Origin of the sequence: Thiocapsa bogorovii, from assembly GCF_021228795.1 — a bacterium.
Taxonomy (GTDB): domain Bacteria; phylum Pseudomonadota; class Gammaproteobacteria; order Chromatiales; family Chromatiaceae; genus Thiocapsa; species Thiocapsa bogorovii.
Map to the genome: position 1 here is coordinate 2,467,574 of NZ_CP089309.1, position 25,109 is coordinate 2,492,682.

The window sequence follows — 25,109 nt, forward strand, 5'->3', positions numbered from 1 at the left end:
GAGCGCACCGGTTTGGTGCGGATGGCGCATGAAAGGGGGCACACAACCGCGCTCGCCGCGCCAAGATCGAACAACCTGGATCCAGGTCGAGATCTGTACTATCGTCGATGCCGCAAAACCATAGAAACAACAGAGGAGAGGGAGAATGCACAAAATCGTGCTTGCAGTCGCTGCAATGGTCCTGACCGGCAGTGCAATTGGCGCCGATATGGCTTCGCCGGAGGAAGCGAAAGCCATGTCTCAGAAAGCTCAGGCGGCCGTCAACGACATGGGAAGCGAGAAGGCCTTTGCACTCTTCGCCACGTCGGACGGTGACTTCCAGGATCGCGACCTTTACGTCTTCTGCATGGACATGGACGGCGTCATGCTGTCCCACGCGATCAAGCCGGAGCTGGTCGGCAAGAATCTGCTCGACTTCGACAAGTACGGCGACACGCTGTTCAAGAACATGATCGCCGTTGCGAGCAGCACGGGCGAGGGTTGGGTCGACTACAACTGGCCATATCCCGGCACCGAGGAGATTCGCGAGAAGACCAGCTATGTGATGACCAACGACGAGGGCTTCTTCTGCGGAGTCGGCGCCTACAAATAAGGGTTAAGCTCGAATCCGAGGGCATGCCGCCCTCGGCGGCATGCTGCCTTCAGTCCGCGACGAAGCCGGACTGGTCCGAGGCAACCTTCGTGATCGTCGCCTTCCCTCGCTCGTCGGCCTGCCGAAAGTATTGGACGAGCTCCCGCTCGCGGGCCGAGAGAGGATCCGTGTCGTCGAGACAGAGGAGGTACGTTGGAGTCACGGTACCGAGCGCAACCGCAAGCTCTTGAGCCTCTTCGAGACCCATGCGGCGAATCCCCTGCTCATAGTTGCTGATGCGCGATTTCGAGAGCGATTCGGTACGACCGGAAAGCTCCGATAAGCTCAGCTTCTGATCTTGGCGGGCAGCGCGCAGGCGCTGCCCGATGCGTTTTGTGAGATCCATAGTTGTTTGGCTCTTCTCACCTGATGTCAGTGGTATTCGGTTGGTTTTCAGCGTGCGCCAATCCTGATAGGACGCAGCACATTCGCTCTGCATGCGAGGGCTAAAACACGGTATGTCGCCCCCGAAAAGCTCTCGGCGCCCTCCTCTGCAGCCGAACGCCTGGCCATTATCCCAGATATGCATCTTCCCATTCTTCGACATCGCCCACGGTTTGAGGTTGCGGTTCCACGACTCGGTCGGCAAACGCTCGATCAAGCGTCTTGATGAAACACTTGGTCTGGGGCGACAAAAATTTTCCGCGCCTCTGTACAATCCCGTAGCTGCGCTTCGGAAAATACTGAGATAGCGGGATTCTACTCAAGTTTTCGTCACCCGTCAGACAGACATCGGTGACGATCGAGATACCCAAGCCTAATTCGACATATTTCTTGATGACCTCCCAGCCTCCAGCCTCCAAAGTGACCCGGTAGGCCAGGTTGTGTTGCTTGAACACTAGATCGACCATCCGCCAAGTGCTGAGATGCCGCGGCGGAAGGATCAAGCCGTAGGGTGCGATTTCCTCGAGGGTCACCGATTCCCGCCCCGCAAGGGGATGGTCCTTCGGCGTGATGAGCGTCGGCTGGTAGGTGACGAACGGGCGGTAGGTGATGTCGTCCGGTACATCCAGCATCGAGCCCACGGCCAGGTCGACCTCGTCCGCGCGCAGCATCGCCAATCCGTCGCGACCGGTCACGTTGTGCATCTTCAGCTCGATCCCCGGATACTGGTCCACGAAGGCGCGTACCGGGTCGGGCAGAATGTAGAGGATGGTCGACTCACCGGCGGCGACGTTTAGTACGCCGCGATCGACTCGGCCGCATTGCGTCGCGAAGGCCTCGTGCAGCTTATCCATACCCTCGACCAGAGGCTCGGCCATCTGGAACAGGAGATCACCTTCGGGGGTCAGCTTGATCTTGGGGCCGCGCCGCTCGAACAAGACAGTGCTGAACTCGCGCTCCAGTGCCTGAATCTGCAAAGACACGGTGGGTTGACTGAGAAAGATCTTCTCGGCTGCAGCGCTGACGCTGCCGGTGCGCGCCGCATGGCAAAAGGCCCGCAATTGTTTGAGTCGATTCTGTTTATAGTGAATCTGGGATCCTGAGCCCATCGGGATTTCGATCTTCAAATGGTGGTAAAACCTATACTATCTCAGTGTAGCCATTGAAAGAAGCAATTATTTCAACGCGACGATCGACACTCTCTCGCTCGGCGCCGTCACCCTGGATCGGGCCATTGAGCTCCTGGGATGCATTCCGGTCGCCGTCGGGTCGGGCTCGACGAGACAGTGCAGTGATTCTAGACAACACGCAGCGACCGCGCCGGGCGCAGCCCGGGGCAAGGCGGGGGCAGCAGCGGCCTTGACCCTATATCCGGCAGTTGACCGCTTCGTGCTTCATGCAAGGTCTTGACGGCTTTAGCGATCGCGCTTATGAAATGGCTCACCGGTTGGGTGAAGGCCGCTACGGCCCCTGGAGCACGCCCCGCGCGGCGCCCGACCGCGTTGCAACTCGTTGTCGTAGAACCACTATGCCGCCTCGTTGCGCCTTGCCGGACACCGCGCGGGACGCACTCCAGGGGCCGTTCAACTGCCGGATCTAGGTTGACTGGTCCGCCGAGCCCAATCGTACAGACGCAATCATAGTCGACCGTCGGGGCCATCCCCGGGGCGCAAGGCCCTCAGCTGCCGGATAGAGGGCTAAAACGCGCGAGAATAATCAAGCGACCGGTCGAGTTGCGGCCGGCGGCGCTACCGACCTGGAAGGTCGTCCCAGTAGGGATCCAGGGGTGAGAGGCGCCGATCGAGTCAAGGCGGCTTGAGACCGCTCAAGCCTCGTCGAGCTGATTGAGGATATTGCGTGCCACACGCCGTTGATCGGCATCGCCCTCCTCGAGAACCTCGTAGAGCACCGTGCGCGCTGCGAAGGTGCTGCCGAGCTCGCGCAGTCGGTTCGCACGCCGAATCTTCTCCTCGACCGAGTTGATTGCGGGTACCGTATCGGGGACCGTTGATTGCGTCGTCCGCGCCGGGTCCGGTTCCGGGCTTCGGGGCGATCCCGGGATCTCTTCGGCCTCGATCAGATCCAACTCAGCCTCCATCTCCGACTCGCTCAAGGGCTGCCAGCGATCCGGATCGTCGAAGTGCGGATCGAGATCGCGCCCGACCTCCCGCGTCTCGGGACGAGGCGTGACTCGGCCCATGGCCGATCCGCCGACCGGTCCCTCCGGGGCCGGGTGCGCCGGTGAAAATGCGTGCCCCGAAGCATCAGGATCCGGCTCTTCATCGGTGTCCTGCACCCCCTTGCGCGTCAGAACCTTCGACAAGACGATTCCCAGCTCGAACAACAGCCACATGGGCACAGCCAGCAAGGTCTGAGAAATCACGTCGGGCGGCGTCAGCAGCATGCCCACGACGAAAGCGCCGACGATCACGTACGGACGCTTCGAGGCAAGGGCAGCCGGCGTCGTGATCCCGGCTGCCACCAACAAGATGGTGGCGATCGGAATCTCGAAGGCGATCCCGAAGGCGAAGAAGAGGGCCAGCACGAAGTCCAGATAGGCCGAGATGTCCGTCATCATCGCAACGCCTTCCGGCGTGGACGCCGACAGAAACGCGAAGATCAGCGGGAAGACAACAAAGAAGGCGAACGCAACCCCGACGTAGAAGAGAATGATGCTCGAGATCAGCAGCGGCGTTGCGAGGCGCTTCTCGTGCTTGTAAAGCCCGGGCGCGATGAACCCCCAAAACTGGTAGAGCAGGAAGGGCATCGACAGGAAAACCGCGGCGATGAGCGCCAGCTTGAAGGGCGTCAAGAAAGGCGCGGCCACCTGGGTGGCGATCATGGTGTTGCCGTCCGGCAATTGCGCCATCAAGGGCGCCGCTACGAAGGTGTAGATCTCGTTGGCGAACGGGAACAGCGCCAAGAACACGACGAATATCGCGATCGACATGCGGATCAGGCGATCTCGCAGCTCGATCAAATGGGAGACGAAAGGCTGTTCGGCACCCGGATCGTCGGGCTGCATCGCGGGGGACATGGGTAATGTTCTCGTCGCAGTTTGAGTGGCGGCTCGGCGAGGGGGTCGGGCGAGCGATGCGTCGACGTGCCCGACGGCGCGAGTCGGATCGCCGAATCGACGCAATCAGCTCGCGGAGGTATCTCGCTCGACCGGACGGCGGGCGGCAGTTGACCCGTCGAGCCCGGCGGATGCCTGGTCCTGTGGCGGCGTTGGCGCGGCTTCAGTGATGGAGGCGGGCCTGGCGGCGCGTTCCGCCGGCTCCTCGAGAATGCTCTCGAGCGGGCGACTACGTGCCTGCTTGTCGAGAATCTCCTTAAGCTCGTCGGCCTTGAGCTCGCGCCGGATTTCCTCCTGGACCGATGACAGAGTACGGCGCGCACGTCCCAGCCAAAGTCCCGCAATACGCGCGACCTTCGGAAGGCGCTCGGGCCCGATGACAACGAGGGCCACGACGCCGATCACCAACAGCTCCCAGAAACCCATGTCGAACATGGCAACCTCGCGTGACAGCCTCGCTCAGTGGGACGCCTTCGGGGACGACACCTCAGGCGGACTTGTCCGATGGCTTGGCCGGCTCGCGCTTGGTCGTGTCGCCGTCGGCGACGCGTTTCTCGGCGGTCTGCTCGACCCGCTTCGCTTCGGCTTCCTCCTCGGCCTTCTCGCTCTCCGACATGGCACTGCGGAAACCCTTCACCGCATTGCCCAGATCGGAGCCGATTCCTTTAAGTCGCTTGGTCCCGAACAACAGCAGCACAATGACTAAGATGATCAGAAGCTGCCAGATACTGATGCCACCAGCGCCCATGTTTTCCTCCGTACCGTCGACTTGAGACGGTCAACTCAATTCAGTGGAGAGGCCGACGGAACAGGATTCCCTCGGCTGGATTTTCGACGTCTTCCGCACCCTTGCGCAGGAGTCGCGGAAGCGTCCGGATGATACCGCAAACCCTTGAAGGCGGTTAGTCCTCCACGAGTCAAGGTCGGTCAGGGTTGTCGAGGTTCAGGATCCGCGCCCGGCCTTTTCGTCCAACCCCGACAGGCCGAAACGCCGATCCAGCTCCGCCAGAACATCGCCGGGGCCGAGGCCCTGCTGCGCAAGGAGGACCAAGGTGTGAAACCAGAGGTCAGCCACCTCGTACACGATCTTCTCGGGGACACCGTCCTTGGCCGCCATCACGGTTTCGGTCGCTTCCTCCCCGATCTTCTTGAGGATAGCGTCGAGACCTTTGGAATAAAGGCCGGCGACATAGGAGCTTCCCGGATCCGCCCCCTTTCGCGACTCCAGAACATCGGACAACCGCTCGAGCAAGTCATTCATTGTCTATCGGGCCTTCGCATAGATCGTTTGCGGATCCTTCAGGACAGGCACGACCTCGACCCAACGCCCCTGCGCATCGAGCTCGCGGAAGAAGCAGTTGTGACGCCCCGTATGGCAGGCGATCCCGCCCTTCTGCTCGACCTCGAGGAGGACGACGTCCGCATCGCAGTCGATCCGAATGGCATGCACGACCTGCTGATGGCCCGACTCCTCGCCCTTGTGCCAGAGTCGCCCGCGCGAACGCGACCAGTAGACCGCGTGTCCGGTCTCTCGCGTCAGCCGCAGTGACTCGAGGTTCATCCAGGCCATCATGAGAACGGTCCCGGTCGCGCGCTCCTGCGCAATCGCCGGCACCAGCCCCTGAGCATCCCAGTGGATGGCGTCGAGCCAGTCGTCAGACATGTTCGATCTCCTCGCGGGCGCCCACGTCTCGGTGACACCCGCCTCTTCGCGAGCTTGAATGGTCCGGGCTCAACGCGGGCTCAAGCTGTCCGCGAGGCGCTGCCCCTCGGCGAAGTCGAGTGTCCCTTCGTAGATGGCGCGCCCCGTGATGGCCCCGATGATGCCGCAGCTCGCCACCTCGGCCAGCGCGCGCACGTCGTCGATGACCGTGATGCCGCCGGAGGCGATCACCGGGGTGCGGATCGCCCCGGCCAACGCCCGAGTCGCCTCCACGTTGGGCCCATTCATCATGCCGTCGCGGCCGATATCGGTGTAGATGATGGCCGCGACACCGGCATCCTCGAACCGCTTCGCCAAATCTTCGGCCTGATGCTCGGTGACCTGCGCCCAGCCCTCGATGGCGACCCGCCCCTCCTTCGCATCGAGTCCGACCATGATCTGACCGGGAAAAGACCGACAGGCCCGCTCGACGAAAACCGGCTCCTTGACCGCCTGGGTCCCGATGATGCAGTAGGTCACCCCGGCGCTTAGATAGGCCGCGATGGTGGCCTCGTCGCGGATGCCCCCGCCGACCTGAATCGGCAGCTCGGGAAAGGCCTCGGCGATGCCGCGAATCGCCTCGCCATTGACCGGCATGCCGGCAAAGGCCCCGTTGAGGTCGACCAAATGCAATCGGCGCGCACCCTCGCCGACCCAACGTGCAGCCGTGTCGACCGGGTCGTGGGAGAAGACCGTCGCCTCATCCATCCGGCCTTGACGCAGGCGCACACAGCGGCCGTCCTTCAAATCAATTGCGGGAATCAGCAACATGGATCGGTCACTCGTTGTCGGATGTCGGATAGGTGCCTCCCTGCCGAGAACTCCGGCCATGGCAACGACATGGATCGAGCCTCAAAGCGCACCCTTGGTGGACGGGGTGATCCCGGCCATCCGCGGGTCCGGCTCAACGGCCATGCGCAAGGCACGTCCGAACGCCTTGAAGACGGTCTCGGCCTGGTGGTGCGCGTTGGCGCCGCGCAGATTGTCGATGTGCAATGTGACGGCCGCGTGGTTCACCAGACCTTGGAAGAATTCATGGAAGAGGTCGACATCGAACCCGCCGATCATGGCGCGGGTAAACGCAACGTTGAACTCTAGCCCGGGCCGACCGGACAGATCGACGACGACTCGCGACAGGGCCTCGTCCAACGGGACGTAAGCGTGACCGTAGCGACGCAGACCCTTTTTGTCCCCGAGCGCCTGGGCCAGCGCCTGACCGAGCGTGATGCCGATGTCTTCGACCGTGTGGTGGGCGTCGATGTGCAGATCGCCCTCAGCCTGGATGTCGAGATCGATCAGACCATGTCGCGCGACCTGATCGAGCATGTGGTCCAGAAAAGGCACGCCCGTGTGCAGATCCGAGCGCCCGGATCCGTCCAGATCCAATGCGACCCGGATCCGGGTCTCCAAGGTGTCGCGCTCGACCCGTGCCTTACGATGGATGCTGTCGAGGGTCATTTTGAAGCAGTGTCGTTGGCTCGCAAGCCCGCATTAAACCATAGCCGCTCCGGACGACATAAGAGCGGCACCCGCAAACAGCGAGAAGCGACGAGTCAAAACGTCCCGGCGAGGCGGGCGTCAGCTCGACATCCCGCGCAGCAGCTTGCGCACGAATCCGGGCCCGCGATAGATGAGCCCGCTGTAAATCTGCACGAGATCCGCCCCGGCCGCGAGCTTGGCCGCCGCGCCGACGGGGTCCATGACACCCCCGACACCGACGAGCACCGGGTCCGGTCCGACGGCCTGCCGGACCAGGCGCAGCAGGGCGGTACTGCGCTCCAGGATGGGTCGACCCGATAGGCCGCCACTCATCCCCTCGGTGCTGCTGCGCAGCCCATCGAAGCGGATGCTGGTGTTGGTCAGAATCAGGCCGGCACAGCCTGCATCCAGTGCAGCGCGGGCGCAGTCGACGGCGTCCTCGTCGGCGAGGTCCGGCGCAAGCTTGACCAGCAGAGGCCGGGGTCGGCCAAGACGCTGGTTCGGCCCCTGGATCGTCTCGATGATGCGCGCCACCTCCTCGACCCGCTGCAGATCCCGCAAGCCGGGCGTGTTCGGACTCGAGATGTTCACGACCACGTAATCCGCGAGGTGACCGACCCGCTCGAAGCTGCGCCGATAGTCGTCCGCCGCCTCCTCCGCCGGCGTGACCTTGGACTTGCCCAGGTTGACGCCCAGGGGAACTTGAAGGATGTCTCGCGCACGCAGGCGCTCGAGGCGGACCGCCGCCGCATCCGCCCCCGCGTTGTTGAAGCCCATCCGGTTGATCAATGCCTCGTCCGCCGGCAGCCGAAAGAGGCGCGGCTTCGGATTGCCTGGCTGTGCGAGAGCCGTGATCGTCCCGACCTCGATGAATCCGAAACCCAATGCCTGCCAGGCGGGCACGGCGACGGCATTCTTGTCCAGTCCGGCCGCAAGGCCGATCGGATTCGGGAAACGCAGGCCCATTACGTCGACGGCTCTTTCCGGCGCACGTGCAGGGTCTCCCGCACCCAAACGGCCCGAGAACCAGCGCGACCATAGCCCTAGCAGGGCCAGCGTCCAGTCGTGTGCGCGCTCGGCGTCAAGGCGGAACAGGAGCCGCCTCGCGAAGGGCCAAAGTCGATCGTTAACATCCTCGGTCGCGCTCATTTTTCGGATCCAAACTCAGAAAACATAGGCCGATGCTATGGCCAACGATGCCCGCGTCTGTCGTCCGCGGCTAGTCAGAATACCAGCTCCCATGCGAAGATTCGGTGGCCCGGAATAGCATCCGACGTACCCGAAAAGACAGGGTGTTCCTGCGGTCCACCACAGACAGGGATTCCAGCGCAAATCACTTGACACTCTCCTAGCGCTCACGACCCCGTGGCCGACGGAACCGCGAAACCCGTACTGCGCCCCCAACGACCGGATGGTACCCGACTTCGGGCTATCTATTTATCTCGACGTTGGTGCCACATCTCCCCCGATCGACCGTTTTCCGGCAATAAACCCATGACGAAAACGCTCAACAAGCAGTATTTGCAGGTCACGGCACGGGCGTTTGTTTCGCCTGAGGTCATCAACGCCGCAGCGCGCGCAAGAGCGGCACCCGGCATATGGGTTCTCGTCATTTCAGCGTTTGTCGTTTACTTGTTTGCGCAACACAACATGGTCTTTCCCTATCACGATGATTGGGGGTATGCAACCTTGTCTTACGTTGGCGAGCAAACAGGATTCACTGGCCAAAACTTCAACCTGATGCAACTGCTCGCCTTCCTCTACGGAGAATACGTCCATTGGTCCGGCCGTTTCGTTGCATTCTTTGTCCAAATCAACATCTTCAAGCTTGGCATCGAATATGTCAGGTTGGCGCAAATCGGAATCATTCTTTCCATTATTTCTTTGGCAATAAAGATCTCACCAAGCAAAGACTTCTTTCGCCCCCTGACAATTGTTCCAATCGTTTATTTCCTATCGCTTCCGCAATATTCTGTCGCTGGCGGCCTGTATTGGTTTTCGGCGTCGGTCGCCTATGTCTGGGGAATCCCTCTTTTCTTGTATGCCGCTTATTTGATGCAAAGAAGAAAAGCATCCAACCTCCCCTCGACGATACTTCTGACCTGCGCCGCGGCTTTTCATGAGCAAATGTCTGTTGCTGTCGTCGCTTTCATAACTGCATACACAATTCTGAGCCAGTTTCCAAAACTCGAGGCTGAACGCATACTCCGCGATTTGAAGCTCGCCATCCCCGTTTTCCTCATTGCCTTCATCACGATATTCGCTCCCGGAAATTTCAACAGGAAAAGTATCTCGACTTATCCTTCGCACAGCCTAATCGATACCTTATTTATGAACGCGGACGCATTGACCCATTGGATTTTCGTTCACCCGGAAGGGCGCATCCTCCTTGCAATGCTGGCCGCGTCATTCGCCTTTTTGTTCGTCTTGCTCCTTAAATCGTCGACACGCAAATCGCAGCTTCTTGCTGTCACGCTATCCTTGCTCACCTTGCTTGGAGTTTGCTACAGCCTCTCCCTTTCGATCTTTTTCGCAGCGACACTGTTTGCCTATGGGGCACTCCTGCTCCTCTTAAGAAGCAAGTTCGAGTTCGACCCAATCGTGTTTTCCATATACATCGCGGCCGTCGCCTCACTGGCCTTACTATTATTGGCGCCGGGCGTAGCCGGAAGATCTTTGTTGACCTTCTTGTTTTTGATGATGGTCCCGGTAACGTTCATTTTTTCTCAACTGTCCTTCGCGGGTCTGAGGCCCTTCGCATATGCAGTCGTCTTTGCGGTACTTCCATTTGCAGTCTCGAACGCAGGAAACATTTATATGGGGTACAAGTCAAATTTCGAAGCGAACTCGATCAATCACGCGAAGCTGATTGCCGTAAGCCACGAAATAAATCATGAGCAAGGCACCCAAACTGCGGCGAATCTGCTTAAACTTCAAAAACCGCGATATGCCGAGAAGATGCCATACGACAAGCCGCAGATCGGGAAATGGATGAAGAAGTATTACTCGCTTCCCGAGGATTTTTCGCTCGTTTGGAAAGAATATCCTCAGCGTCGAGAATCCCTTCTTATTCATCGCATCGACCAAGACGAGTATGGCGCGAAACACTGAGAGATGCGCCAGCCAGTCGACTGACAGCCTTCCAAACAGCGCAAGATATGCTTGCAGCAGCAGAGAGCCTTCGCTCAAGTCGAGCGAAGGTAAAGTATCCTAAGATTCAGACGGCGCGATATTCGCAAGCCTCCTACACTGCCGCGATGCGGGCCTAATCTTTACGGAGATCATTCATGTTCACTTCCGTCGCGACGACATCTCGAAGGCTTGTCACCTTTGGAATGGTCGGAGCTCTCGGTACCCTCGCGCACTACGCGACTCTGATCCTTCTCGTCGAAATCGGGACCCTGCACCCGACGGCGGCGACAACGGTAGGGTTCGGTGTCGGGGCATTGGTTAATTACCTTCTCAATCATCGCTACACCTTCAACAGCACGAAGGCACATCGTGACTCCGGACCTAAATTTGCCTTGATCGCCATCGCCACCGGACTGCTGAACACCTTGATCGTTCACGCGGGCGTAGACAACCTCGGGTTCAATTACATCCTTGTCCAGGTGGTCGCCACCGCGACCGTATTTCTACTCAATTTCATCTTGAATAGCCTCTGGACCTTTCGCGAGAGCGGTACGCTATGAGCCTCGATTACCCCGAATCGCTCTACACTTTAACTGATTCAAGCGGCGATGCGTCGGTCACGGAGCCGCCGAAGCTGTGCGTCATCGTGCCAGCCTACAACGAGGCCGACGTGCTGGTTGAGCTCCATCGGCGTCTTTCGGCCGTGATCGACGGGTTGGGCGTCACCGTCGAGGTGATCTACGTCAACGACGGCAGCCGCGATGCGACTCTGGACATACTTTATCGACTGCGAGCGACCGATCCGCGGGTAGCCGTTTTGAATCTCAGCCGGAATTTCGGCAAGGAGATCGCGATGACGGCGGGACTGGATCACAGTCGGGGCGAGGCCACCGTCATCATCGACGCCGACCTCCAGGATCCGCCCGAATTGATCCCCGAGCTGATGGCGCGCTGGAGCCAGGGCTACGATGTCGTCTACGCGACTCGCCTGTCGCGCGACGGCGAGAGTGCCCTGAAGAAGCTCAGCGCCCGCTATTTCTACCGCGTCATCGGGGGCATGAGCCCGATCGAGATCCCCAAGGACACGGGGGACTTCCGTCTGCTCAGCCGCCGCGCCGTCGACGCACTGTGCCGGTTACGCGAGCAGCATCGCTTCATGAAAGGCCTATTTGCCTGGATCGGCTATCGACAAACCGCCGTGACCTACCATCGCGACCGCCGCAGCGCCGGGGCGACCAAATGGAATTACCACAAGCTTTGGGGCTTCGCGATCGAGGGCATTACCTCCTTCAGCACGGCCCCGCTCAAGATGGCCAGCTATGTGGGGCTGTTCACGGCGATGACGGCATTCCTCTACGCAAGCTGGATCATCTACAAGACCTTGCGTTACGGAGACCCGGTTGCCGGTTATCCGTCCCTCATGGTTGCGGTTCTCTTCCTCGGCGGGGTTCAACTCGCCGCCATCGGCGTTTTGGGTGAATATCTCGGACGGATGTTCAACGAAACGAAAGGCCGGCCGCTTTATCTGGTCGAGACCTACGAACGCCCGCGACAAGACGAGCGCGTCGCCCCGTGCGACACCAGCCACCCGTCCGGCGCGCGTCCGATCGCCCACCCGTAGGCGGTTCGAGGCCGAGGCCATCTGAGGGTCTCAGAGCACTCCCATCATCCTGCCGGGATCACACCCGGACAGGCTAGGCCGAGCCCCGCCGTCTCTCGCGCCGCAAGCTGTACTCGTTCCCGATAAAGATCAGAGCCGCGCCGGCGATGACCCAGGGGTCTAGTCCCTCTCCATAAAAGAGCGCGCCGACCAAGGCGATGAGCGGTAGGCGCAGAAAATCCATCGGCAGCACGACCGTCGCGTCCGCCTGCTGAAACGCCTTGGCGATACCCAGATGCGCGCTGATCCCGGTGATCGCGGCGACGAGCAGCCAGGGCATATCGGCCCATGCGACCGGCTGCCAAACCAGCAGCGCGGGAACGAGGCCGATCAGGAGTTGCATCGCCAGCATCCAAAAGAGGATGGTGAAGACGCCGTCATAGCGCGTGAGTCCCTTGGTCGCCGTCAGACTCACCGCGAAGCCGACCGCAGCCGCCAAACCGATCAGGATACCGAGATCGAGCGGCTGCACGCCGGGCCGCGTGATGACGAGGACGCCCAGCACTCCCAACGCAAGTGCCACGACACGACCTCGATTCAACCGCTCGCCCAGAAAGAGCAGCGCCAGCAAGGCCGCCCAAACAGGTGTGGTGAACTCCAGCGCGAAGACCAACGCGAGCGGCAACATGCCGATGGCGGCAATCCAGCAGACCTGCCCGCCGTAATGGAAGAGGTTGCGCAGCAGGTGCAGTCGCAGACGTTCGGTGCGGTAAAAGCCAGGGGCCAACCACAGCGCCAGCGGCACCAGTAGCGGCAGACCGAGCGCAGTCCGCAGGAAAAGAAACTCAACCGGCCCCATGGTATCCAGCACCTCGCGCGCCGAGACGGCGAGCAGCGCAAAGGAGGTCAGGGCGACCCCCATCCAGGCCGCAGCATGGGCAAGCCGGCGAGATGCCCGCGGCAACGTCGCGTCTCGGGACATGCGCGGCTTTACCCGAAGCCAATCGCCAAGACGATCAGGAGATGAAGACCGACGACCGCGTGATCGGTCGGGGCGATTTGCGTGACGAAGGGATCCATGGCGTGGACATCGCTCCATCGAACCTGAACCGCGCGAGTGACCGACCCTGTCGCCGGGGAATCCGGCTCAGTCGCTTGCGAGCATGCGCATCAGGATCTCGTTGACCTGCTGCGGATTGGCCTTGCCCTTGCTCTCCTTCATCACCTGACCGACGAAGAAGCCGAAGACCTTTTCCTTGCCCGCACGATATTGCTCGACTTGGCCCGGGTTGGCGGCGACGATCGATGCGATCATCGCCTCGAGCTCGCCGCTGTCGGTGATCTGTCGCAGCCCGCGCGCCTGAATGACGCTGTCCGCATCGCCCTCGCCGCTCCACATCGCCTCGAAGACCTGTTTGGCGAGCTTCCCGGAGACGGTCCCGTCCTGGATCCGATGGATGAGGCCGGCCAGCATGGCCGCGGAGACCGGACTCTGCCCGATCTCGACCTCGGAGCGATTCAGGGCGGCCGCCAGCTCGCCGGTGACCCAGTTCGCGGCCAGCTTGGGCTCGGCGGTGGCTTGGACCACCGCCTCGAAATACTGGGCAAGCTCGCGCCCCGCGGTCAGCACGCTGGCATCGTACTCGCCGAGCCCGTATTGGGTGTGAAAGCGCTCGCGCATGCTGTCCGGCAGCTCGGGAAGATCCGCGACCGCGTCGACGATAAAGGCGACATCGAGCTCGACCGGGAGCAGGTCCGGATCCGGAAAGTAGCGGTAGTCGTTGGCCTCTTCCTTGGAGCGCATGGGACGAGTCTCGTCGCGCTCCGGATCATAGAGCCGGGTCTCCTGCACCACGCTCCCGCCGCCCTCGATGACGTCGATCTGGCGCTCGACCTCGAACTGGATGGCACGCTCGATGAAGCGGAAGGAGTTGAGGTTTTTGATCTCGGTGCGGGTGCCGAAGGGGGTCTGACCGAACGGGCGCACCGAGACGTTGGCGTCGACCCGAAAGGAGCCTTCCTGCATGTTGCCGTCGCTGATGCCGATCCAGCGCACCAGTTGATGGATCTTGCGCGCATAGGCCACGGCCTCCTGCGGCGTGCGCATGTCCGGCTCTGAGACGATCTCGAGCAGGGGGGTACCGGCCCGATTGAGATCGATACCCGTGTAGCCGCCGCCTGCGAGGTTCTCCTCGTGCAACGACTTGCCGGCATCCTCTTCGAGATGCGCCCGCGTCACCCCGACCGACTTTACCGCTCCGTCGCCGAGCACGATCTCGACCCGGCCCTCGCCGACGATCGGAAGCTCGTACTGGCTGATCTGGTAGCCCTTGGGAAGATCCGGATAGAAGTAATTCTTGCGCGCGAACACCGAGCGTGGCGCAACCTCCGCGCCGATCGCCTTGCCGAAACGCACGGCCAGACGAACCGCCTCGGCATTGAGCACCGGCAGCACACCCGGCAGACCCAGATCGATGGCGCAGGCCTGCGTGTTGGGCGACGCGCCGAAAGCGGTCGATGCACCCGAGAAGATCTTGGATTGGGTCGCGAGCTGAGTATGGATCTCAAGCCCGATCACGGTTTCCCATTGCATGCTGTCTAACCTATGTCGCGATCGTACTTTCGGCAAACCTGCCGTCTCATGTCGCTCACTTTTTCAAGACCTTCAGGGCGCACCAAGCGACGAGCTCGCAGATCACTCGAACCCGGATGGCGCCACCTGATGCCAATGTGTCACGTGCTGGAAGCGATGCGCGACATTGAGCAGGCGGGCCTCCTGGAAATAGTTGCCGATGATCTGCAAGCCGACCGGCAAACCCTCGACCGGCTCGACCGGGATCGACATCCCGGGCAGGCCCGCGAGGTTTGTCGCAATGGTATAGATGTCGTTGAGGTACATGGCCACGGGGTCGTCCGTCTTGGCCCCGAGCGGGAAGGCGGTCGTCGGTGCTGTCGGCCCCATGATGACATCGACATCCTCGAAGGCACGCGCGAAGTCGTCGGCGATGAGATGGCGGATCTTCTGCGCCTTCAAGTAGTAGGCGTCGTAATAGCCCGCCGAAAGCACGTAGGTGCCGATCATGACGCGTCGCTGCACCTCGGCACCGAAGCCCTCGGCGCGACTGCGCTTGTAGAGATCTTCGAGATCCTTCGGGTGCTCGCAGCGATGGCCGTAGCGCACCCCGTCGAAACGCGCCAGGTTCGACGAGCATTCGGCCGGTGCGACGACATAATAGACCGGCACCGAGAGCGGACTATTCGGCAGACTGACCTCCTTCACCGTGGCACCGAGTCGCTCGTACTCCTTGATCGCGTCCAGCACGGCCGCGGCCACGCGCGGATCGAGCCCCTCGCCGAAATATTCCTTCGGCAAACCGATGCGCAGGCCCGCGATGTCGTTGTCCAGAGCGTCGACATAGTCGGGCACGGCCACGTCTGCACTGGTGGAATCGCGCGGGTCGAACCCAGCCATCTCGTCGAGCACACAGGCCGCATCGGCTGCCGAACGGGCCAGCACGCCGGCCTGATCCAACGAGGACGCGAAGGCAATCATGCCCCAGCGCGAGCAGCGCCCGTAGGTCGGCTTGATGCCGGTGATCCCGCAGAGTGCCGCGGGCTGGCGGATCGACCCGCCCGTATCCGTTCCGGTGGCGGCCGCGCAAAGCCGTGCGGCGACCGCCGCGGCCGATCCGCCGGAGGAGCCGCCCGGCACGTGATCCTGGTCCCACGGATTGTGGACAGGTCCGTAGTAGCTCGTCTCGTTCGAGGAGCCCATGGCGAATTCGTCCATGTTGGTCTTGCCCAGCACCACGGCCCCGGCCGCGGCGAGGCGCTCGACGACCGTCGCATCGTAAGGCGCCACGAAGTTGTCGAGCATCCGCGAGCCGCAACTCGTCTTGATCCCCGCCGTGCAGAAGGTGTCCTTGTGCGCGATCGGGATACCGGCGAGCGGTCCGGCATCGCCCGAGGCGATCGCGCGATCGGCACGCTCGGCCGCCGCCAAGGCGGATTCGCTCGCGACGCTGATGAAGCTGTTCAGGCGCGGATCCAGCCGCGCGATGCGCTCCAGATAGTGACGGGTGAGCTCCACGCTTGAATAGTTGCGCAGCCTCAGCTCCGCGGCCAGTTGGGCAATCGATTTGTTCTGCATGAGTGCTCGGCGTCAGTCGATGACCTTGGGAACCAGATAGAGACCATCCTCGGTCAAAGGGGCGGTCGCCTGAAACAGTTCGCGTTGATCGTGCTCCGACACGCGATCCGGACGCAGACGTTGGCTCATATGCAGCGGATGGGCCATCGGCTCGACGTCCGTGGTGTCGACCTTTTCCATCTGCGCAACCAGGTCGAGAATATTGGAGAGGTCCGCGGCATAGCGCTCGATCGCCTCGGGCGCGATCTCGAGCCGCGCCAAATGGGCGATCCTCTCGATGTCGGAAGCATCCAATGACATGACCGATCCAGCTTGATTGACAAGCCGCGCAACATAGCACAGCCGCGCGAGACGCGGAACTTGCGGACGCGCCGCACGGCGTAGCGGACTCGACTTTGGATCCGAGCTTGTTTGATCGCCCGATCATGTGCCTTGACGAACCCATTGCTTACGGCTTTAATATGCGGCTCCGCTACCCGCAACGGGAGCAGACCTCAAGGCCCAGGTAGCTCAGTTGGTAGAGCAGAGGACTGAAAATCCTCGTGTCGGTGGTTCGATTCCGCCCCTGGGCACCAACAAAAACAAGGCGTTAAGCCGACTCCCAACCCCGACATTTTGCCCCGCGGCACACTCCCGGCACACTCGAAGCCAACCGAGGACAACAAAACTCCCGGCGATTGTGCCCCGGCACACTCCCCGCCAGTCTTCCCGCAGCCCATCCCCAAACCCGAAATCCGGCGCCTTGAACGCGCCCGGATGATTCGTCGTGGCGTCCTGCTGTGCCTCAAGTGTGCCATCGCGCCATGGCGCACCGACAACGCCCATTAGATTCAGTGCATTGAAGCGATAGAGCAGAGGATTCTGTATCCTGTGCTGTCCTTTTTCGCCGTTTGTTGTATCCTTTAGCTGTCCGTTGAGACAAGCAGGCCCCGAGACGGCACCACCCGCCCCGAGGCCCTGACCACCACCAACCTGGCAAGAGGTTCGGCAATGGCTGCATACCAGTTTACCCCATCCCCCCGGCACGGCTCGGAGGGCTGACCCATGGCGACTATCCAGGCCCGCACGGGTAAAGACGGCTCGACCACCTACCGCGTCATGGTGCGCCTGAAGGGGCACCCGGCACAGACCGCGACGTTCGAGCGCAAGACCGACGCCAAGCGTTGGGCGGCACAGACCGAAACGGCGATCCGCGAAGGGCGGCATTTCAAGACGGTGGAAGCCAAGCGCCACACCCTGGACGACCTACTCGACCGCTACGAGCGCGACGTTCTGCCGACCAAGAGCCCCGGCACTCAGGGACCGCAGACGGCACAGATCGCATGGTGGCGGCACAAGCTCGGGAGCTACACCCTGGACGCGATCACGCCTAGCCTGGTTGCGGAGTACCGGGACATCCTCAGGCGTGAACCCATCCCGAGTACCGCGAAAGACCCGAGCAAGGCCGGACCCACCCGGTATCGCAGCAACGCGACCGTCAACCGCTACATGGCCGTTCTGTCTCACGCATTCACGATCGGCGTGAAGGAATGCGGATGGGTCGACAGCAACCCGCTGGCGAAGGTCACGAAGGCCAAGGAGCCGCGCGGGCGCGTGCGGTTCCTGTCGGAAGACGAGCGCGCCGCACTCCTGGAAGCCTGCCGCAACAGCGCGAGCCCCGACCTTTACCCTGCCGTTGTGCTGGCGCTCAGTACCGGCGCACGCCAACAGGAGATCATGGGGCTGCGGTGGCCGCAGATCGACCTGACGCGCCGCGTGGCGATCCTGCACGAGACCAAGAACGGCGAGCGCCGCGTCCTGCCCCTCAGTGGGCACGCGCTCGACCTGCTGAAGGCTCGCGCCAAGGTTCAAGGCACGGACACGGATCTTGTCTTCCCCGCTCGGGGGAAGCGCGAGGACGGGACCATCGCCCCGGTTGACCTGCGAACCCCGTTTCAGACGGCCCTGAAGCGTGCGGGTATCGAGGACTTCCATTGGCACGACCTACGGCACTCCGCGGCGAGCTACCTCGCCATGAACGGCGCGAGTCTCGCTGAGATCGCGGAAGTCTTGGGACACAAGACCCTCGCCATGGTGAAGCGTTACAGCCACCTGTCGGATGCCCATACAGCCGGCGTGGTCGAGCGGATGAACCGCGCGATCTTCGGGGAGGGCTGACGATGCCTCTCATGATTGACTGGGTTCAGTTCCTGTCCTTGATGGATGGGCAATGCGAGCCGGGGCTTTCTGAATACGAAGTCTCGGAAGACATGGTAAGGCTCGCCCACCCCGACGATGAAACATGGGATGAGATGACCGCAATCGAGCGAGCCGATTGGCGCGTCATTCAGCAGGAATCACAGCTCGCCCTACCATGCCCCCCGAGCGAAGTGAAGCGATGGGCCGACAGTCAGTTCCTGGATATCGGCCAAGAGCTGCAATACGCGATCAATGACGAGGAAATCGAGCGCATCCGCTTGAGTGAGCCCGAGCCAAGCGGAGCGCCTGGACGGATTGATTCCAGCGAGGTCGCGCGGGCGCGGGCCGACAAGCGGTGGGCGAAGCTCAATTCAGCGAAAACCGAGATCGAGCGCGAGGCGTTGCCCATGATTGTGCGCGGACAGATGAACCATGCTCAGATCGCCGCCAAGCTCCGAGAGCGCGAGGAATTCAAGGAGTGCAGTCCTGCGCAGATAAGGAATGCCGTGAAGACCGCATGCAGGGAAGCGGGGCGCGAAGACCTCATCCTCGGCATCAAGCCCACCTGACCGCCGACAGACCCCAGGGTATGCATTATCCGACCCCCGCATATGCGGGGGTTCACGCATAAGCGGGGCAGACGCACCCCCAATTCGCGCCGAACATGCTCAGCAACAAGCGGCAACACGAGCCGCTTGAAGCAACCAAGAGGCATGTTATGGCAACCCGCAATCTACAGACCGTTCGTCAATTCGCCGAAGCCAACCCCGCATTCAGCGAAGCCGGTATCCGCTGGCAAATCTTCAATGAGAAACACAACGGGCTCGCCGAGTCCGGCGCGATCCTGCGTCGCGGGCGCCGCGTCTACATCGACGTGGACCGCTATTTCGCGTGGCTCGATCAATCCAATGGCGTGCAGGCTGCTGCGTAGGAGGATCGGCCATGAATCAGCCATCCCCAACGATCCGCCTCGCCCCCCGACCAACCGCGGCCGACATCATCGAGATTCGTCGCAATCGACCGATGGTTTCGAGCTTGAAGGTTGCCGAACTGTTCGAGCGCAATCACCGCGACGTTCTCCGAGCGATCCGCAAGGAGCTGTCCGCTGAAATCTCACTGCGCAAACTTGCGCAGTCAGAAGAGACCAACGCCCGCGGAAAGGCGATCCCGGTTTTCTGGCTGACGGAAGAGCAAGCTCTTGTCGTGATGCCTTTCATCGGCGGCAGGATGGCGCGCGAAGGCCAACGCAAGCTGGTCCGTGCCTACCTCTGGTACCGGGACAATTACGCCAACCCGCCGCGTAGAGACCTCATCGCCGCGAAGCGCGCCGCTCACCACCCGATGATGGGTGCCCTGATCGAGATGCGAGAGGAAGCCGGGAAGGAAACCGACGCCCGTCACTTCCAGTGCGAGAACAAGCTCGTCAACTGGGTTGTGACCGGCGAGTTCAAGGCGATCGACGAAGCAACCCTATCGAACGATCAAGCCGAGTTGCTGCGGCTGGTGCGGGAGCGCAACGCGGCTTTTCTGCTGGCCGGCATCGACTACCCGGAGCGCAAGAAGCGGTTGCTCGACTACGCCATGCGCCAGCGCACCCGGATCATGGCCGCGGAGGCGCAGCGATGAATCAGACCCCCGAAAACAGGTGCGGCCCGACCGGGGGAGAGACCGGGCGAGCCGCGAGACACCAACCAGAACAGCGGCTTAATCGTAGCATCGAGGTCGGCATCTGTCGCGCCGTCGTCGTCGTTTGCCTCGCTGGAATTGCGCTCACCGCGTGGTGTTTCGGCATCGCACCGGCATTCGGAGGCGGAGCATGAGCGCCGCAATCGACATGAACCGATTCCCGCCCGAGGTCGCGGATGACGAAACGTCCTTCGATGATTGGGCGCCCGATACGGACATCCTCACGCGCACCTGCCCGAGTTGCGGTGCATCGGCCGAGTGGCCGGATTGCGCGGCATGCGGGCATCGGTTCGACGGCGAGGCCGAGGTGTCGAGCGAGCCCGAGCGCGCGCCCTACACCCCGCACATTGCCGACGAGGATGAAATTCCCCAAGAGCTGCGCGCGCTCCCCGTATGGGTCGCCTGGAAGCTGATCCAGAAACCCGGCAAGCCCAAGCCCGACAAGGCGCCCGTCTCGCCCGTCACCGGACGCACGGATAAGTGGAGCAACAACCCCGCGTTTGCGGGCACCTTCGAGCAAGCCAGCCACTACGCGCATACGAACAAGCTGCACGGGATCGGCGTCATGCTTTGGCCGGGATGCGGATTCAGCGCGATCGACTTGGACCACTGCCGCGATCCGCACACGGGCGAGCTGTCGGACATGGCCCGCGAGATCATGGCCGAAGCCGACAGCTACACCGAGGTGTCCCCTGGCCTGTCCGGTATCAGGATCATCTTCGCGGGCACCTTCGGTGGACACACCGGCACCGACAATCCGCGCGGGATCGAGCTCTACGAGCAGAAGCGGTTCGTCACCATCACCGGCGACCATATCGAAGATTCGCCGTTCTGCATCGAGAAGCGCGACCTGACCGACTTGGGACGGCGCTACTTTCCCACCAAGGTGCAGCCTGCCGCATCGGAAGCGCCGCCGATCGACTTTGCACGGATCGATATCAACTCGGTCGGTCTGCCCCGTCACGCGCTGCATGTGATTCGCACCGGAGAGGCGAGCAGCTACGGCAACGACCGCAGTAAGGCGCTGTTCGCCGTGGCGAAGGATCTGGTCAAGGCCGGCATGGATGACGACACGATTGCGTGTGTGCTTTGCGATCCGGCGAACGGGATCAGCGAGAAGGCGCTGGAGAACCGCGGGGGCAACCTGACGAGCGCGATGGATTGGACGCGCAAGTACACCGTCGCTGCGGCACGGATGGCCGTCGCACAAGAAGCCGCACAGGCCGGCGAGCAAGGCAACGGCAGTGTCTCCTATGTCGTGAAGCCGCCCGAGAGCAAGCTTCGGCGCGTGGCGCTGTCGGGCTTCGCGTCGGCACGACTCAGCGAGCCCGAGTACATCATCAACCCCTATGTCCCGCGTCGCGTCCTGACGCTGTTCGGCGGGCATGGCGGAGAGGGTAAGTCTTACGTCGGCCTGGCGATGGCGGCCCATGTGGCTGTCGGGCGCCCGTGGGGCCCGTTGGAGGTCACGCATGGGCGCGTTGCGTTCGTCTCGTTGGAAGACGACGAGGAGGTTGTTCTGTACCGCCTCGCACGCATCGCATCCGTCTACGGGCTCGACCCGGCGCGAATCGAAGAAAACTTGATCGTACTGGACGGCACCGACGCCGATGCGCTGGTCTTCGAGCGCAGCGACGGTGGAGTCAAATCCGTGGCACCGTCGCATGAGGGGGCGCGCGTGCTGGAGATCGTCGCGAGCGAGCGGCCCGATCTGCTGGTCATCGACAACGCATCCGACGCCTTCGACGCAGAAGAAAACAATCGCCGTCAGGTGCGCTGGTTCGTCAAATGGCTGACACGGGCCGTCAAGCCGCACCGCGGGGCCGTGCTGCTGCTGGCGCATATCGACAAGGCATCCGCGAAGTTCGGCGCCAAGGGCAACAGTTACTCGGGCTCTACAGCCTGGCACAACTCGGCGCGTTCCCGCCTCGCCCTGGCGGACGGGGAAATCCACCACGAGAAGCTCAATCACGCCGCCAAGCATTCCGATCCGATCCGCCTCCGGTGGGACGAAGGCGTCCCCGTGCCTGATTCCTCCTCGCGCGGAGATATTGCGGGGAAGGGAATCATCCACCAAGCGGAGGACGCGGCCCTGCTCAAGTGCATCGGGATTGCCATCGCCAACGGCGACGCGATCCCGACAGCGACGCAGGGATCAAGTACGGCATGGCGAACCCTGGAAGGCTACCCGGAGTTCACCGCCTGTTTCGGCACCGGCGACGGCAAGCGCCGCTTCAAGGAGTGTCTGGTACGTCTATCGCGAGCAGGACGCATCCGCCGCGAGATGCAGGAAACCGCCTCGCGCAAGCTCACCGAGCGATGGGTCATCGTCCACCAATCGGAGCCGTCCGCGCCCCGAAGCGAGGCCCCGCCCGAGGATCTGGCGGCATGAAAACCGAGCCTTTGCGCACATTGCGCGCATTCGCGCTGATTTCGATATATGCGCAATGCGTGCAGGGGCACCGCCGCCCTGCGCGCATTCATAGGGGGTACGGGGGATATTTGAATGCGCGCAACCTTTCTTTTTGGTCGGGTATTCCGAGCCCCGAAACCCTCCACCGAGGCGCCCGAGAGCGCCGAATGCGCGCAACCCTCCTTTTTTGTGGGTTATTCATCTACACCACCACCGAGAGACCATGACCAAGACCGACCACAACCCCGTTGACCTGATCCCAGCCGAGCAGGCCCGCGCCGCCGACCTGTTCGAACAGTGGCGCCCCCGGCTGGAATACGAAGCGCGCAATCAGGCGAAGGAAGAGGCGCGGAGGATTTCGTTCGTCTTGGTCGGTGACTTGCTCAAGGCCCCCGAGCCGCCGTCATTCGTCGGACGTCGCGTCGAGGGCGCCTACCGTCGGGGTTACTGGCACGGGTTCGGCGAGGCCCTGGACAACCTCCTGCAAGCCGGGGCAAAGCGCAGCGCCGCTTGGGTTCGGGTCGCGCGATTCTGCGACGGCCCGCTGAAGCGTTGGCGGTATGCGAGCAAGCCCAGGGATTCCGAGATCCCGCCGAGCTTCGATTCGCGCGAGATGGACAGCGAGGCCGCGTCATGACCACCAAGCAAAGGCCCCTCCTCGCCCTGGTCGATCGCGCGCCCGCGCCGATTCCCCGCGACGAGCACGGATGCCCGCGACACGTCTACATCGCAGAAAACGAGCTTTGGTGCTCGTGGGGAAGCGACGGCGACACGTTCGCCGAGGTCGCGGCCCTGCCGTGGGACGAGGCCGTCTCGGTCTTCCGTCAATGGTGGACCGCGCGCCAAGAGCAGACCGAACGGCAGATCGATGTCTACGCCCGTCGCGCAAAGATCCGGGAGGCGAAACCATGAGTGGACCCGACTTCATGACCGACGAGACCTACACCGACCCCGGTTATCAGGCCCGCCGCGCGAGCGGCTACCTGACGCATCCTCCGGCCCGCTACCGCGATCCCGAGCCCCCGGTCGATTGGCCCCCGGGCCCGCCGCCCGTGCGCTGCATCGAATGCGCGCACAGCAAGGCGATGAAGCTCGGCTTCTGCTCGGTCGCGGGCAAACGCACGTCGGGCGTGGCGCATTGGCGCCGATGCGGATCCTTCGAGGCGAGGCCCGCAGCGGGGAAGGAGCGCCCCGCGGATGCCCCGGAGCGCCCCGTAGAGGCCCCGCCGATGCCCGAGCTTCCGACGCTATCCCTTCACCCGGCGATGCGTCTACGCGCCACCCTGGTGGACCAAGGCGCGATTCACCGGCTCGCGGAGCTGACTGCACTCGACGGCGGGCGCGTCGGTGTGCGGCTGGCTCCCGACCTGACCGACGGCGAAGTATTGGACACCCTGAGGTGGATCGCGTGGATTCTCCGCTCGGACCGGTAAAACCGAATCACACCATAAGGCGCTAACCATGCGTTCACCGAGCAACGAGGCAAGACAATGACCACTTCAAGGACAGAGCCGGCCCACGAGCCGGAGAGTCGCGTGTCCCTCGTGATACCTCGCGGGGGCATCCTGCTGCCGCGAAGACTCGGTCCTTGGCGACGACCTTTTTGGGCCCGGGTTCGCCCTGCGGTCGCGGCCGTGCCCGACTCCCCGCTGGTCCGCCGGGCACGACTGCGCCCTCAAATGGCTTGACGGCGTGTGGGATGCGCTCTGCATGTTGCCTCCGCGGCGTCGGGACTTCCGCCCCTTCGCCACTGCGGCAACACGCTCGCGCCCACGCCTACCCGGGACTACGCGCCTTCGCTTCGCTCTCCATGGCGCGCAGCGCGCGTCCTCTGATCGAATCCTGAATCAACAGGGAAAAACCATGCAATTTCAGAAAGGCAAATCCGGTAACCCGCGTGGCCGACCGCGCCGCACCGACACTGAAGCGGCCCTTCGCCAAAAGATCCGCGACAACCTGCCGGGGATCTTGGACGGCGTAATCACACAAGCCCAGGCAGGTGACACGGCCGCGGCCAAGATCCTTCTTGATCGCGCCCTGCCCGCCTTGAAGCCGCTGGATCGCGCCGTCACGCTCCCGCTGGCCGGCGGCCTGTCCGAAGCCGGTCACTCGGTCCTCGCGGCTGTCGGAGAGGGCAAACTGACCCCTGAGCAAGGCGCCCGCATTTTGGGCGGGATCGGTAGTCTGGCCCGTATTGTCGAAACCGATGAATTGATCCACCGAATCGAAGCGCTGGAGGCTGCAACCAATGCCAAGCCGACTGATTAGGCGTGTCGAGACCTTGGAAAAAGCACTCGGAGACCCGGAACAGACCGTCGACTTGTTCGGCTGCAAGCTCACCATTACGAGGCTCCGTGAAATCCTCGCCGGCCTGCCGCAGCGATCCATCGGTCCAAAGCCAGACCCATCAGGAGCCCGCAAATGTCTATCGCCCTAACACGCCGGGTGGAAGCGCTGGAAAATCGTGTCGCCCCCCAGGCGGTGATCGTGCTCCGCTCCTGCGAGGCTTGCGGCCAAACCGTCGCACTTGACGACCTTGGTAGTCAGTGCGGCTCGCATCCGCAACTCGTCATCCCCGAGGGCGGGACGGTGATTCGTGTGCGGTTCAATGACTCAACGCCCGTGACTAGGACCGGCACCCTTCCGATCGCGCGCGCCGAGAACTGACGACTGCGCCT

The 25,109-nt window shown here is 62.5% G+C and carries 28 protein-coding genes and 1 tRNA gene; 15 read left to right on the plus strand and 14 right to left on the minus strand.

Annotated features, from left to right (window positions below):
* Positions 1-175: 175 nt before the first annotated feature.
* Positions 176-592 carry a cache domain-containing protein gene (locus tag LT988_RS11185; RefSeq protein WP_332460582.1) on the plus strand — a complete coding sequence of 139 codons (417 nt, stop codon included), beginning with the start codon at positions 176-178 and terminating at the stop codon, positions 590-592.
* A 49-nt stretch (positions 593-641) separates the two neighbouring features.
* Here LT988_RS11185 and LT988_RS11190 read toward each other — a convergent pair whose 3' ends face one another.
* The 10 genes from LT988_RS11190 to LT988_RS11235 form a co-directional block, all read right to left on the minus strand.
* A complete protein-coding gene (locus LT988_RS11190; RefSeq protein WP_232410209.1) occupies positions 642-977 on the minus strand; it encodes a helix-turn-helix domain-containing protein in 336 nt (111 codons plus the stop codon).
* 166 nt (positions 978-1,143) lie between these two features.
* Positions 1,144-2,124: a LysR family transcriptional regulator gene (locus LT988_RS11195; protein WP_232410210.1), complete on the minus strand. Its 981-nt coding sequence runs from the start codon at positions 2,122-2,124 to the stop codon at positions 1,144-1,146.
* A gap of 716 nt (positions 2,125-2,840) precedes the next feature.
* Complete coding sequence (gene tatC / locus LT988_RS11200; RefSeq protein WP_232410211.1) at positions 2,841-4,052, minus strand: twin-arginine translocase subunit TatC; 1,212 nt, start codon at positions 4,050-4,052, stop codon at positions 2,841-2,843.
* A 105-nt stretch (positions 4,053-4,157) separates the two neighbouring features.
* Positions 4,158-4,526 (minus strand): Sec-independent protein translocase protein TatB, encoded by a 369-nt coding sequence (tatB, locus tag LT988_RS11205; RefSeq protein WP_232410212.1) that lies wholly within the window; start codon positions 4,524-4,526, stop codon positions 4,158-4,160.
* A gap of 52 nt (positions 4,527-4,578) precedes the next feature.
* Positions 4,579-4,839, minus strand: a complete 261-nt coding sequence (tatA, locus tag LT988_RS11210; protein WP_232410213.1) for a twin-arginine translocase TatA/TatE family subunit — start codon at positions 4,837-4,839, stop codon at positions 4,579-4,581.
* 195 nt (positions 4,840-5,034) lie between these two features.
* Positions 5,035-5,352 (minus strand): phosphoribosyl-ATP diphosphatase, encoded by a 318-nt coding sequence (locus LT988_RS11215; protein WP_232410214.1) that lies wholly within the window; start codon positions 5,350-5,352, stop codon positions 5,035-5,037.
* Positions 5,353-5,355: 3 nt separating this feature from the next.
* Positions 5,356-5,754: a phosphoribosyl-AMP cyclohydrolase gene (gene hisI, locus LT988_RS11220; protein ID WP_232410215.1), complete on the minus strand. Its 399-nt coding sequence runs from the start codon at positions 5,752-5,754 to the stop codon at positions 5,356-5,358.
* A gap of 69 nt (positions 5,755-5,823) precedes the next feature.
* Entirely contained in the window at positions 5,824-6,564 is a 741-nt protein-coding gene (hisA, locus tag LT988_RS11225) for a 1-(5-phosphoribosyl)-5-[(5-phosphoribosylamino)methylideneamino]imidazole-4-carboxamide isomerase (protein WP_232410216.1), read from the minus strand.
* A gap of 81 nt (positions 6,565-6,645) precedes the next feature.
* Positions 6,646-7,251, minus strand: coding sequence for an imidazoleglycerol-phosphate dehydratase HisB (hisB, locus tag LT988_RS11230; protein ID WP_232410217.1), 606 nt, complete (start codon positions 7,249-7,251; stop codon positions 6,646-6,648).
* 120 nt (positions 7,252-7,371) lie between these two features.
* Complete coding sequence (locus LT988_RS11235; protein ID WP_232410218.1) at positions 7,372-8,421, minus strand: quinone-dependent dihydroorotate dehydrogenase; 1,050 nt, start codon at positions 8,419-8,421, stop codon at positions 7,372-7,374.
* A gap of 345 nt (positions 8,422-8,766) precedes the next feature.
* Here LT988_RS11235 and LT988_RS11240 point away from each other — a divergent pair, with 345 nt between their 5' ends.
* From LT988_RS11240 to LT988_RS11250, 3 genes are all read left to right on the plus strand, one after another.
* On the plus strand, positions 8,767-10,383 hold the full coding sequence (locus tag LT988_RS11240) for a hypothetical protein (protein ID WP_232410219.1): 1,617 nt from the start codon (positions 8,767-8,769) through the stop codon (positions 10,381-10,383).
* Positions 10,384-10,559: 176 nt separating this feature from the next.
* On the plus strand, positions 10,560-10,964 hold the full coding sequence (locus LT988_RS11245; RefSeq protein WP_232410220.1) for a GtrA family protein: 405 nt from the start codon (positions 10,560-10,562) through the stop codon (positions 10,962-10,964).
* A complete protein-coding gene (locus tag LT988_RS11250) occupies positions 10,961-12,025 on the plus strand; it encodes a glycosyltransferase family 2 protein (RefSeq protein ID WP_232410221.1) in 1,065 nt (354 codons plus the stop codon). The genes LT988_RS11245 and LT988_RS11250 overlap by 4 nt, the downstream gene beginning before the upstream one ends.
* Positions 12,026-12,098: 73 nt before the next feature.
* Here the strand turns inward: LT988_RS11250 and LT988_RS11255 are convergent, their stop codons facing one another.
* From LT988_RS11255 to gatC, 4 genes are all read right to left on the minus strand, one after another.
* Positions 12,099-12,986 carry a DMT family transporter gene (locus LT988_RS11255; RefSeq protein WP_232410222.1) on the minus strand — a complete coding sequence of 296 codons (888 nt, stop codon included), beginning with the start codon at positions 12,984-12,986 and terminating at the stop codon, positions 12,099-12,101.
* Between the two features lie 165 nt (positions 12,987-13,151).
* Complete coding sequence (gatB, locus tag LT988_RS11260; protein WP_232410223.1) at positions 13,152-14,597, minus strand: Asp-tRNA(Asn)/Glu-tRNA(Gln) amidotransferase subunit GatB; 1,446 nt, start codon at positions 14,595-14,597, stop codon at positions 13,152-13,154.
* Positions 14,598-14,699: 102 nt separating this feature from the next.
* Positions 14,700-16,154, minus strand: a complete 1,455-nt coding sequence (gene gatA, locus LT988_RS11265; RefSeq protein WP_232410224.1) for an Asp-tRNA(Asn)/Glu-tRNA(Gln) amidotransferase subunit GatA — start codon at positions 16,152-16,154, stop codon at positions 14,700-14,702.
* 12 nt (positions 16,155-16,166) lie between these two features.
* On the minus strand, positions 16,167-16,454 hold the full coding sequence (gatC, locus tag LT988_RS11270; protein ID WP_232410225.1) for an Asp-tRNA(Asn)/Glu-tRNA(Gln) amidotransferase subunit GatC: 288 nt from the start codon (positions 16,452-16,454) through the stop codon (positions 16,167-16,169).
* A 199-nt stretch (positions 16,455-16,653) separates the two neighbouring features.
* Between gatC and LT988_RS11275 the strand changes: the two genes are divergently transcribed.
* The 11 genes from LT988_RS11275 (at position 16,654) to LT988_RS11325 (ending at position 25,098) form a co-directional block, all read left to right on the plus strand.
* Positions 16,654-16,729 (plus strand) — tRNA-Phe (locus LT988_RS11275).
* Between the two features lie 469 nt (positions 16,730-17,198).
* A complete protein-coding gene (locus LT988_RS11280; RefSeq protein WP_232410226.1) occupies positions 17,199-18,311 on the plus strand; it encodes a tyrosine-type recombinase/integrase in 1,113 nt (370 codons plus the stop codon).
* A gap of 2 nt (positions 18,312-18,313) precedes the next feature.
* Entirely contained in the window at positions 18,314-18,901 is a 588-nt protein-coding gene (locus LT988_RS11285) for a hypothetical protein (RefSeq protein WP_232410227.1), read from the plus strand.
* Between the two features lie 95 nt (positions 18,902-18,996).
* The gene (locus LT988_RS11290) at positions 18,997-19,263 is read left to right on the plus strand and encodes a hypothetical protein (protein ID WP_232410228.1); all 267 of its coding nucleotides are present in this window, start codon (positions 18,997-18,999) and stop codon (positions 19,261-19,263) included.
* 11 nt (positions 19,264-19,274) lie between these two features.
* A complete protein-coding gene (locus tag LT988_RS11295) occupies positions 19,275-19,958 on the plus strand; it encodes a Rha family transcriptional regulator (RefSeq protein ID WP_232410229.1) in 684 nt (227 codons plus the stop codon).
* Between the two features lie 190 nt (positions 19,959-20,148).
* Positions 20,149-22,410 carry an AAA family ATPase gene (locus LT988_RS11300; RefSeq protein ID WP_232410230.1) on the plus strand — a complete coding sequence of 754 codons (2,262 nt, stop codon included), beginning with the start codon at positions 20,149-20,151 and terminating at the stop codon, positions 22,408-22,410.
* 244 nt (positions 22,411-22,654) lie between these two features.
* Positions 22,655-23,068, plus strand: a complete 414-nt coding sequence (locus LT988_RS11305; RefSeq protein ID WP_232410231.1) for a hypothetical protein — start codon at positions 22,655-22,657, stop codon at positions 23,066-23,068.
* Positions 23,065-23,343, plus strand: coding sequence for a hypothetical protein (locus LT988_RS11310; RefSeq protein ID WP_232410232.1), 279 nt, complete (start codon positions 23,065-23,067; stop codon positions 23,341-23,343). The genes LT988_RS11305 and LT988_RS11310 overlap by 4 nt, the downstream gene beginning before the upstream one ends.
* Positions 23,340-23,864 (plus strand): hypothetical protein, encoded by a 525-nt coding sequence (locus tag LT988_RS11315; RefSeq protein ID WP_232410233.1) that lies wholly within the window; start codon positions 23,340-23,342, stop codon positions 23,862-23,864. The genes LT988_RS11310 and LT988_RS11315 overlap by 4 nt, the downstream gene beginning before the upstream one ends.
* A gap of 430 nt (positions 23,865-24,294) precedes the next feature.
* A complete protein-coding gene (locus tag LT988_RS11320) occupies positions 24,295-24,699 on the plus strand; it encodes a DUF5681 domain-containing protein (RefSeq protein ID WP_232410234.1) in 405 nt (134 codons plus the stop codon).
* A 153-nt stretch (positions 24,700-24,852) separates the two neighbouring features.
* On the plus strand, positions 24,853-25,098 hold the full coding sequence (locus LT988_RS11325; RefSeq protein ID WP_232410235.1) for a hypothetical protein: 246 nt from the start codon (positions 24,853-24,855) through the stop codon (positions 25,096-25,098).
* The last annotated feature ends 11 nt before the right edge of the window (positions 25,099-25,109 follow it).

Bases quoted from the DNA above. Each gene is read 5' to 3' on its own strand.
- tatB (WP_232410212.1), bottom strand. From the start codon at position 4,526: ATGTTCGACATGGGTTTCTGGGAGCTGTTGGTGATCGGCGTCGTGGCC.
- LT988_RS11320 (WP_232410234.1), top strand. From the start codon at position 24,295: ATGCAATTTCAGAAAGGCAAATCCGGTAACCCGCGTGGCCGACCGCGC.
- LT988_RS11240 (WP_232410219.1), top strand. From the start codon at position 8,767: ATGACGAAAACGCTCAACAAGCAGTATTTGCAGGTCACGGCACGGGCG.
- gatB (WP_232410223.1), bottom strand. From the start codon at position 14,597: ATGCAATGGGAAACCGTGATCGGGCTTGAGATCCATACTCAGCTCGCG.
- tatC (WP_232410211.1), bottom strand. From the start codon at position 4,052: ATGTCCCCCGCGATGCAGCCCGACGATCCGGGTGCCGAACAGCCTTTC.
- LT988_RS11245 (WP_232410220.1), top strand. From the start codon at position 10,560: ATGTTCACTTCCGTCGCGACGACATCTCGAAGGCTTGTCACCTTTGGA.
- LT988_RS11195 (WP_232410210.1), bottom strand. From the start codon at position 2,124: ATGGGCTCAGGATCCCAGATTCACTATAAACAGAATCGACTCAAACAA.
- LT988_RS11300 (WP_232410230.1), top strand. From the start codon at position 20,149: ATGAGCGCCGCAATCGACATGAACCGATTCCCGCCCGAGGTCGCGGAT.
- LT988_RS11280 (WP_232410226.1), top strand. From the start codon at position 17,199: ATGGCGACTATCCAGGCCCGCACGGGTAAAGACGGCTCGACCACCTAC.
- LT988_RS11305 (WP_232410231.1), top strand. From the start codon at position 22,655: ATGACCAAGACCGACCACAACCCCGTTGACCTGATCCCAGCCGAGCAG.
- LT988_RS11310 (WP_232410232.1), top strand. From the start codon at position 23,065: ATGACCACCAAGCAAAGGCCCCTCCTCGCCCTGGTCGATCGCGCGCCC.
- LT988_RS11185 (WP_332460582.1), top strand. From the start codon at position 176: ATGGTCCTGACCGGCAGTGCAATTGGCGCCGATATGGCTTCGCCGGAG.
- LT988_RS11255 (WP_232410222.1), bottom strand. From the start codon at position 12,986: ATGTCCCGAGACGCGACGTTGCCGCGGGCATCTCGCCGGCTTGCCCAT.
- tatA (WP_232410213.1), bottom strand. From the start codon at position 4,839: ATGGGCGCTGGTGGCATCAGTATCTGGCAGCTTCTGATCATCTTAGTC.
- hisA (WP_232410216.1), bottom strand. From the start codon at position 6,564: ATGTTGCTGATTCCCGCAATTGATTTGAAGGACGGCCGCTGTGTGCGC.
- LT988_RS11290 (WP_232410228.1), top strand. From the start codon at position 18,997: ATGCTCAGCAACAAGCGGCAACACGAGCCGCTTGAAGCAACCAAGAGG.
- gatC (WP_232410225.1), bottom strand. From the start codon at position 16,454: ATGTCATTGGATGCTTCCGACATCGAGAGGATCGCCCATTTGGCGCGG.
- gatA (WP_232410224.1), bottom strand. From the start codon at position 16,154: ATGCAGAACAAATCGATTGCCCAACTGGCCGCGGAGCTGAGGCTGCGC.
- LT988_RS11285 (WP_232410227.1), top strand. From the start codon at position 18,314: ATGCCTCTCATGATTGACTGGGTTCAGTTCCTGTCCTTGATGGATGGG.
- LT988_RS11315 (WP_232410233.1), top strand. From the start codon at position 23,340: ATGAGTGGACCCGACTTCATGACCGACGAGACCTACACCGACCCCGGT.
- LT988_RS11215 (WP_232410214.1), bottom strand. From the start codon at position 5,352: ATGAATGACTTGCTCGAGCGGTTGTCCGATGTTCTGGAGTCGCGAAAG.
- hisI (WP_232410215.1), bottom strand. From the start codon at position 5,754: ATGTCTGACGACTGGCTCGACGCCATCCACTGGGATGCTCAGGGGCTG.
- LT988_RS11295 (WP_232410229.1), top strand. From the start codon at position 19,275: ATGAATCAGCCATCCCCAACGATCCGCCTCGCCCCCCGACCAACCGCG.
- LT988_RS11235 (WP_232410218.1), bottom strand. From the start codon at position 8,421: ATGAGCGCGACCGAGGATGTTAACGATCGACTTTGGCCCTTCGCGAGG.
- LT988_RS11250 (WP_232410221.1), top strand. From the start codon at position 10,961: ATGAGCCTCGATTACCCCGAATCGCTCTACACTTTAACTGATTCAAGC.
- LT988_RS11190 (WP_232410209.1), bottom strand. From the start codon at position 977: ATGGATCTCACAAAACGCATCGGGCAGCGCCTGCGCGCTGCCCGCCAA.
- hisB (WP_232410217.1), bottom strand. From the start codon at position 7,251: ATGACCCTCGACAGCATCCATCGTAAGGCACGGGTCGAGCGCGACACC.
- LT988_RS11325 (WP_232410235.1), top strand. From the start codon at position 24,853: ATGTCTATCGCCCTAACACGCCGGGTGGAAGCGCTGGAAAATCGTGTC.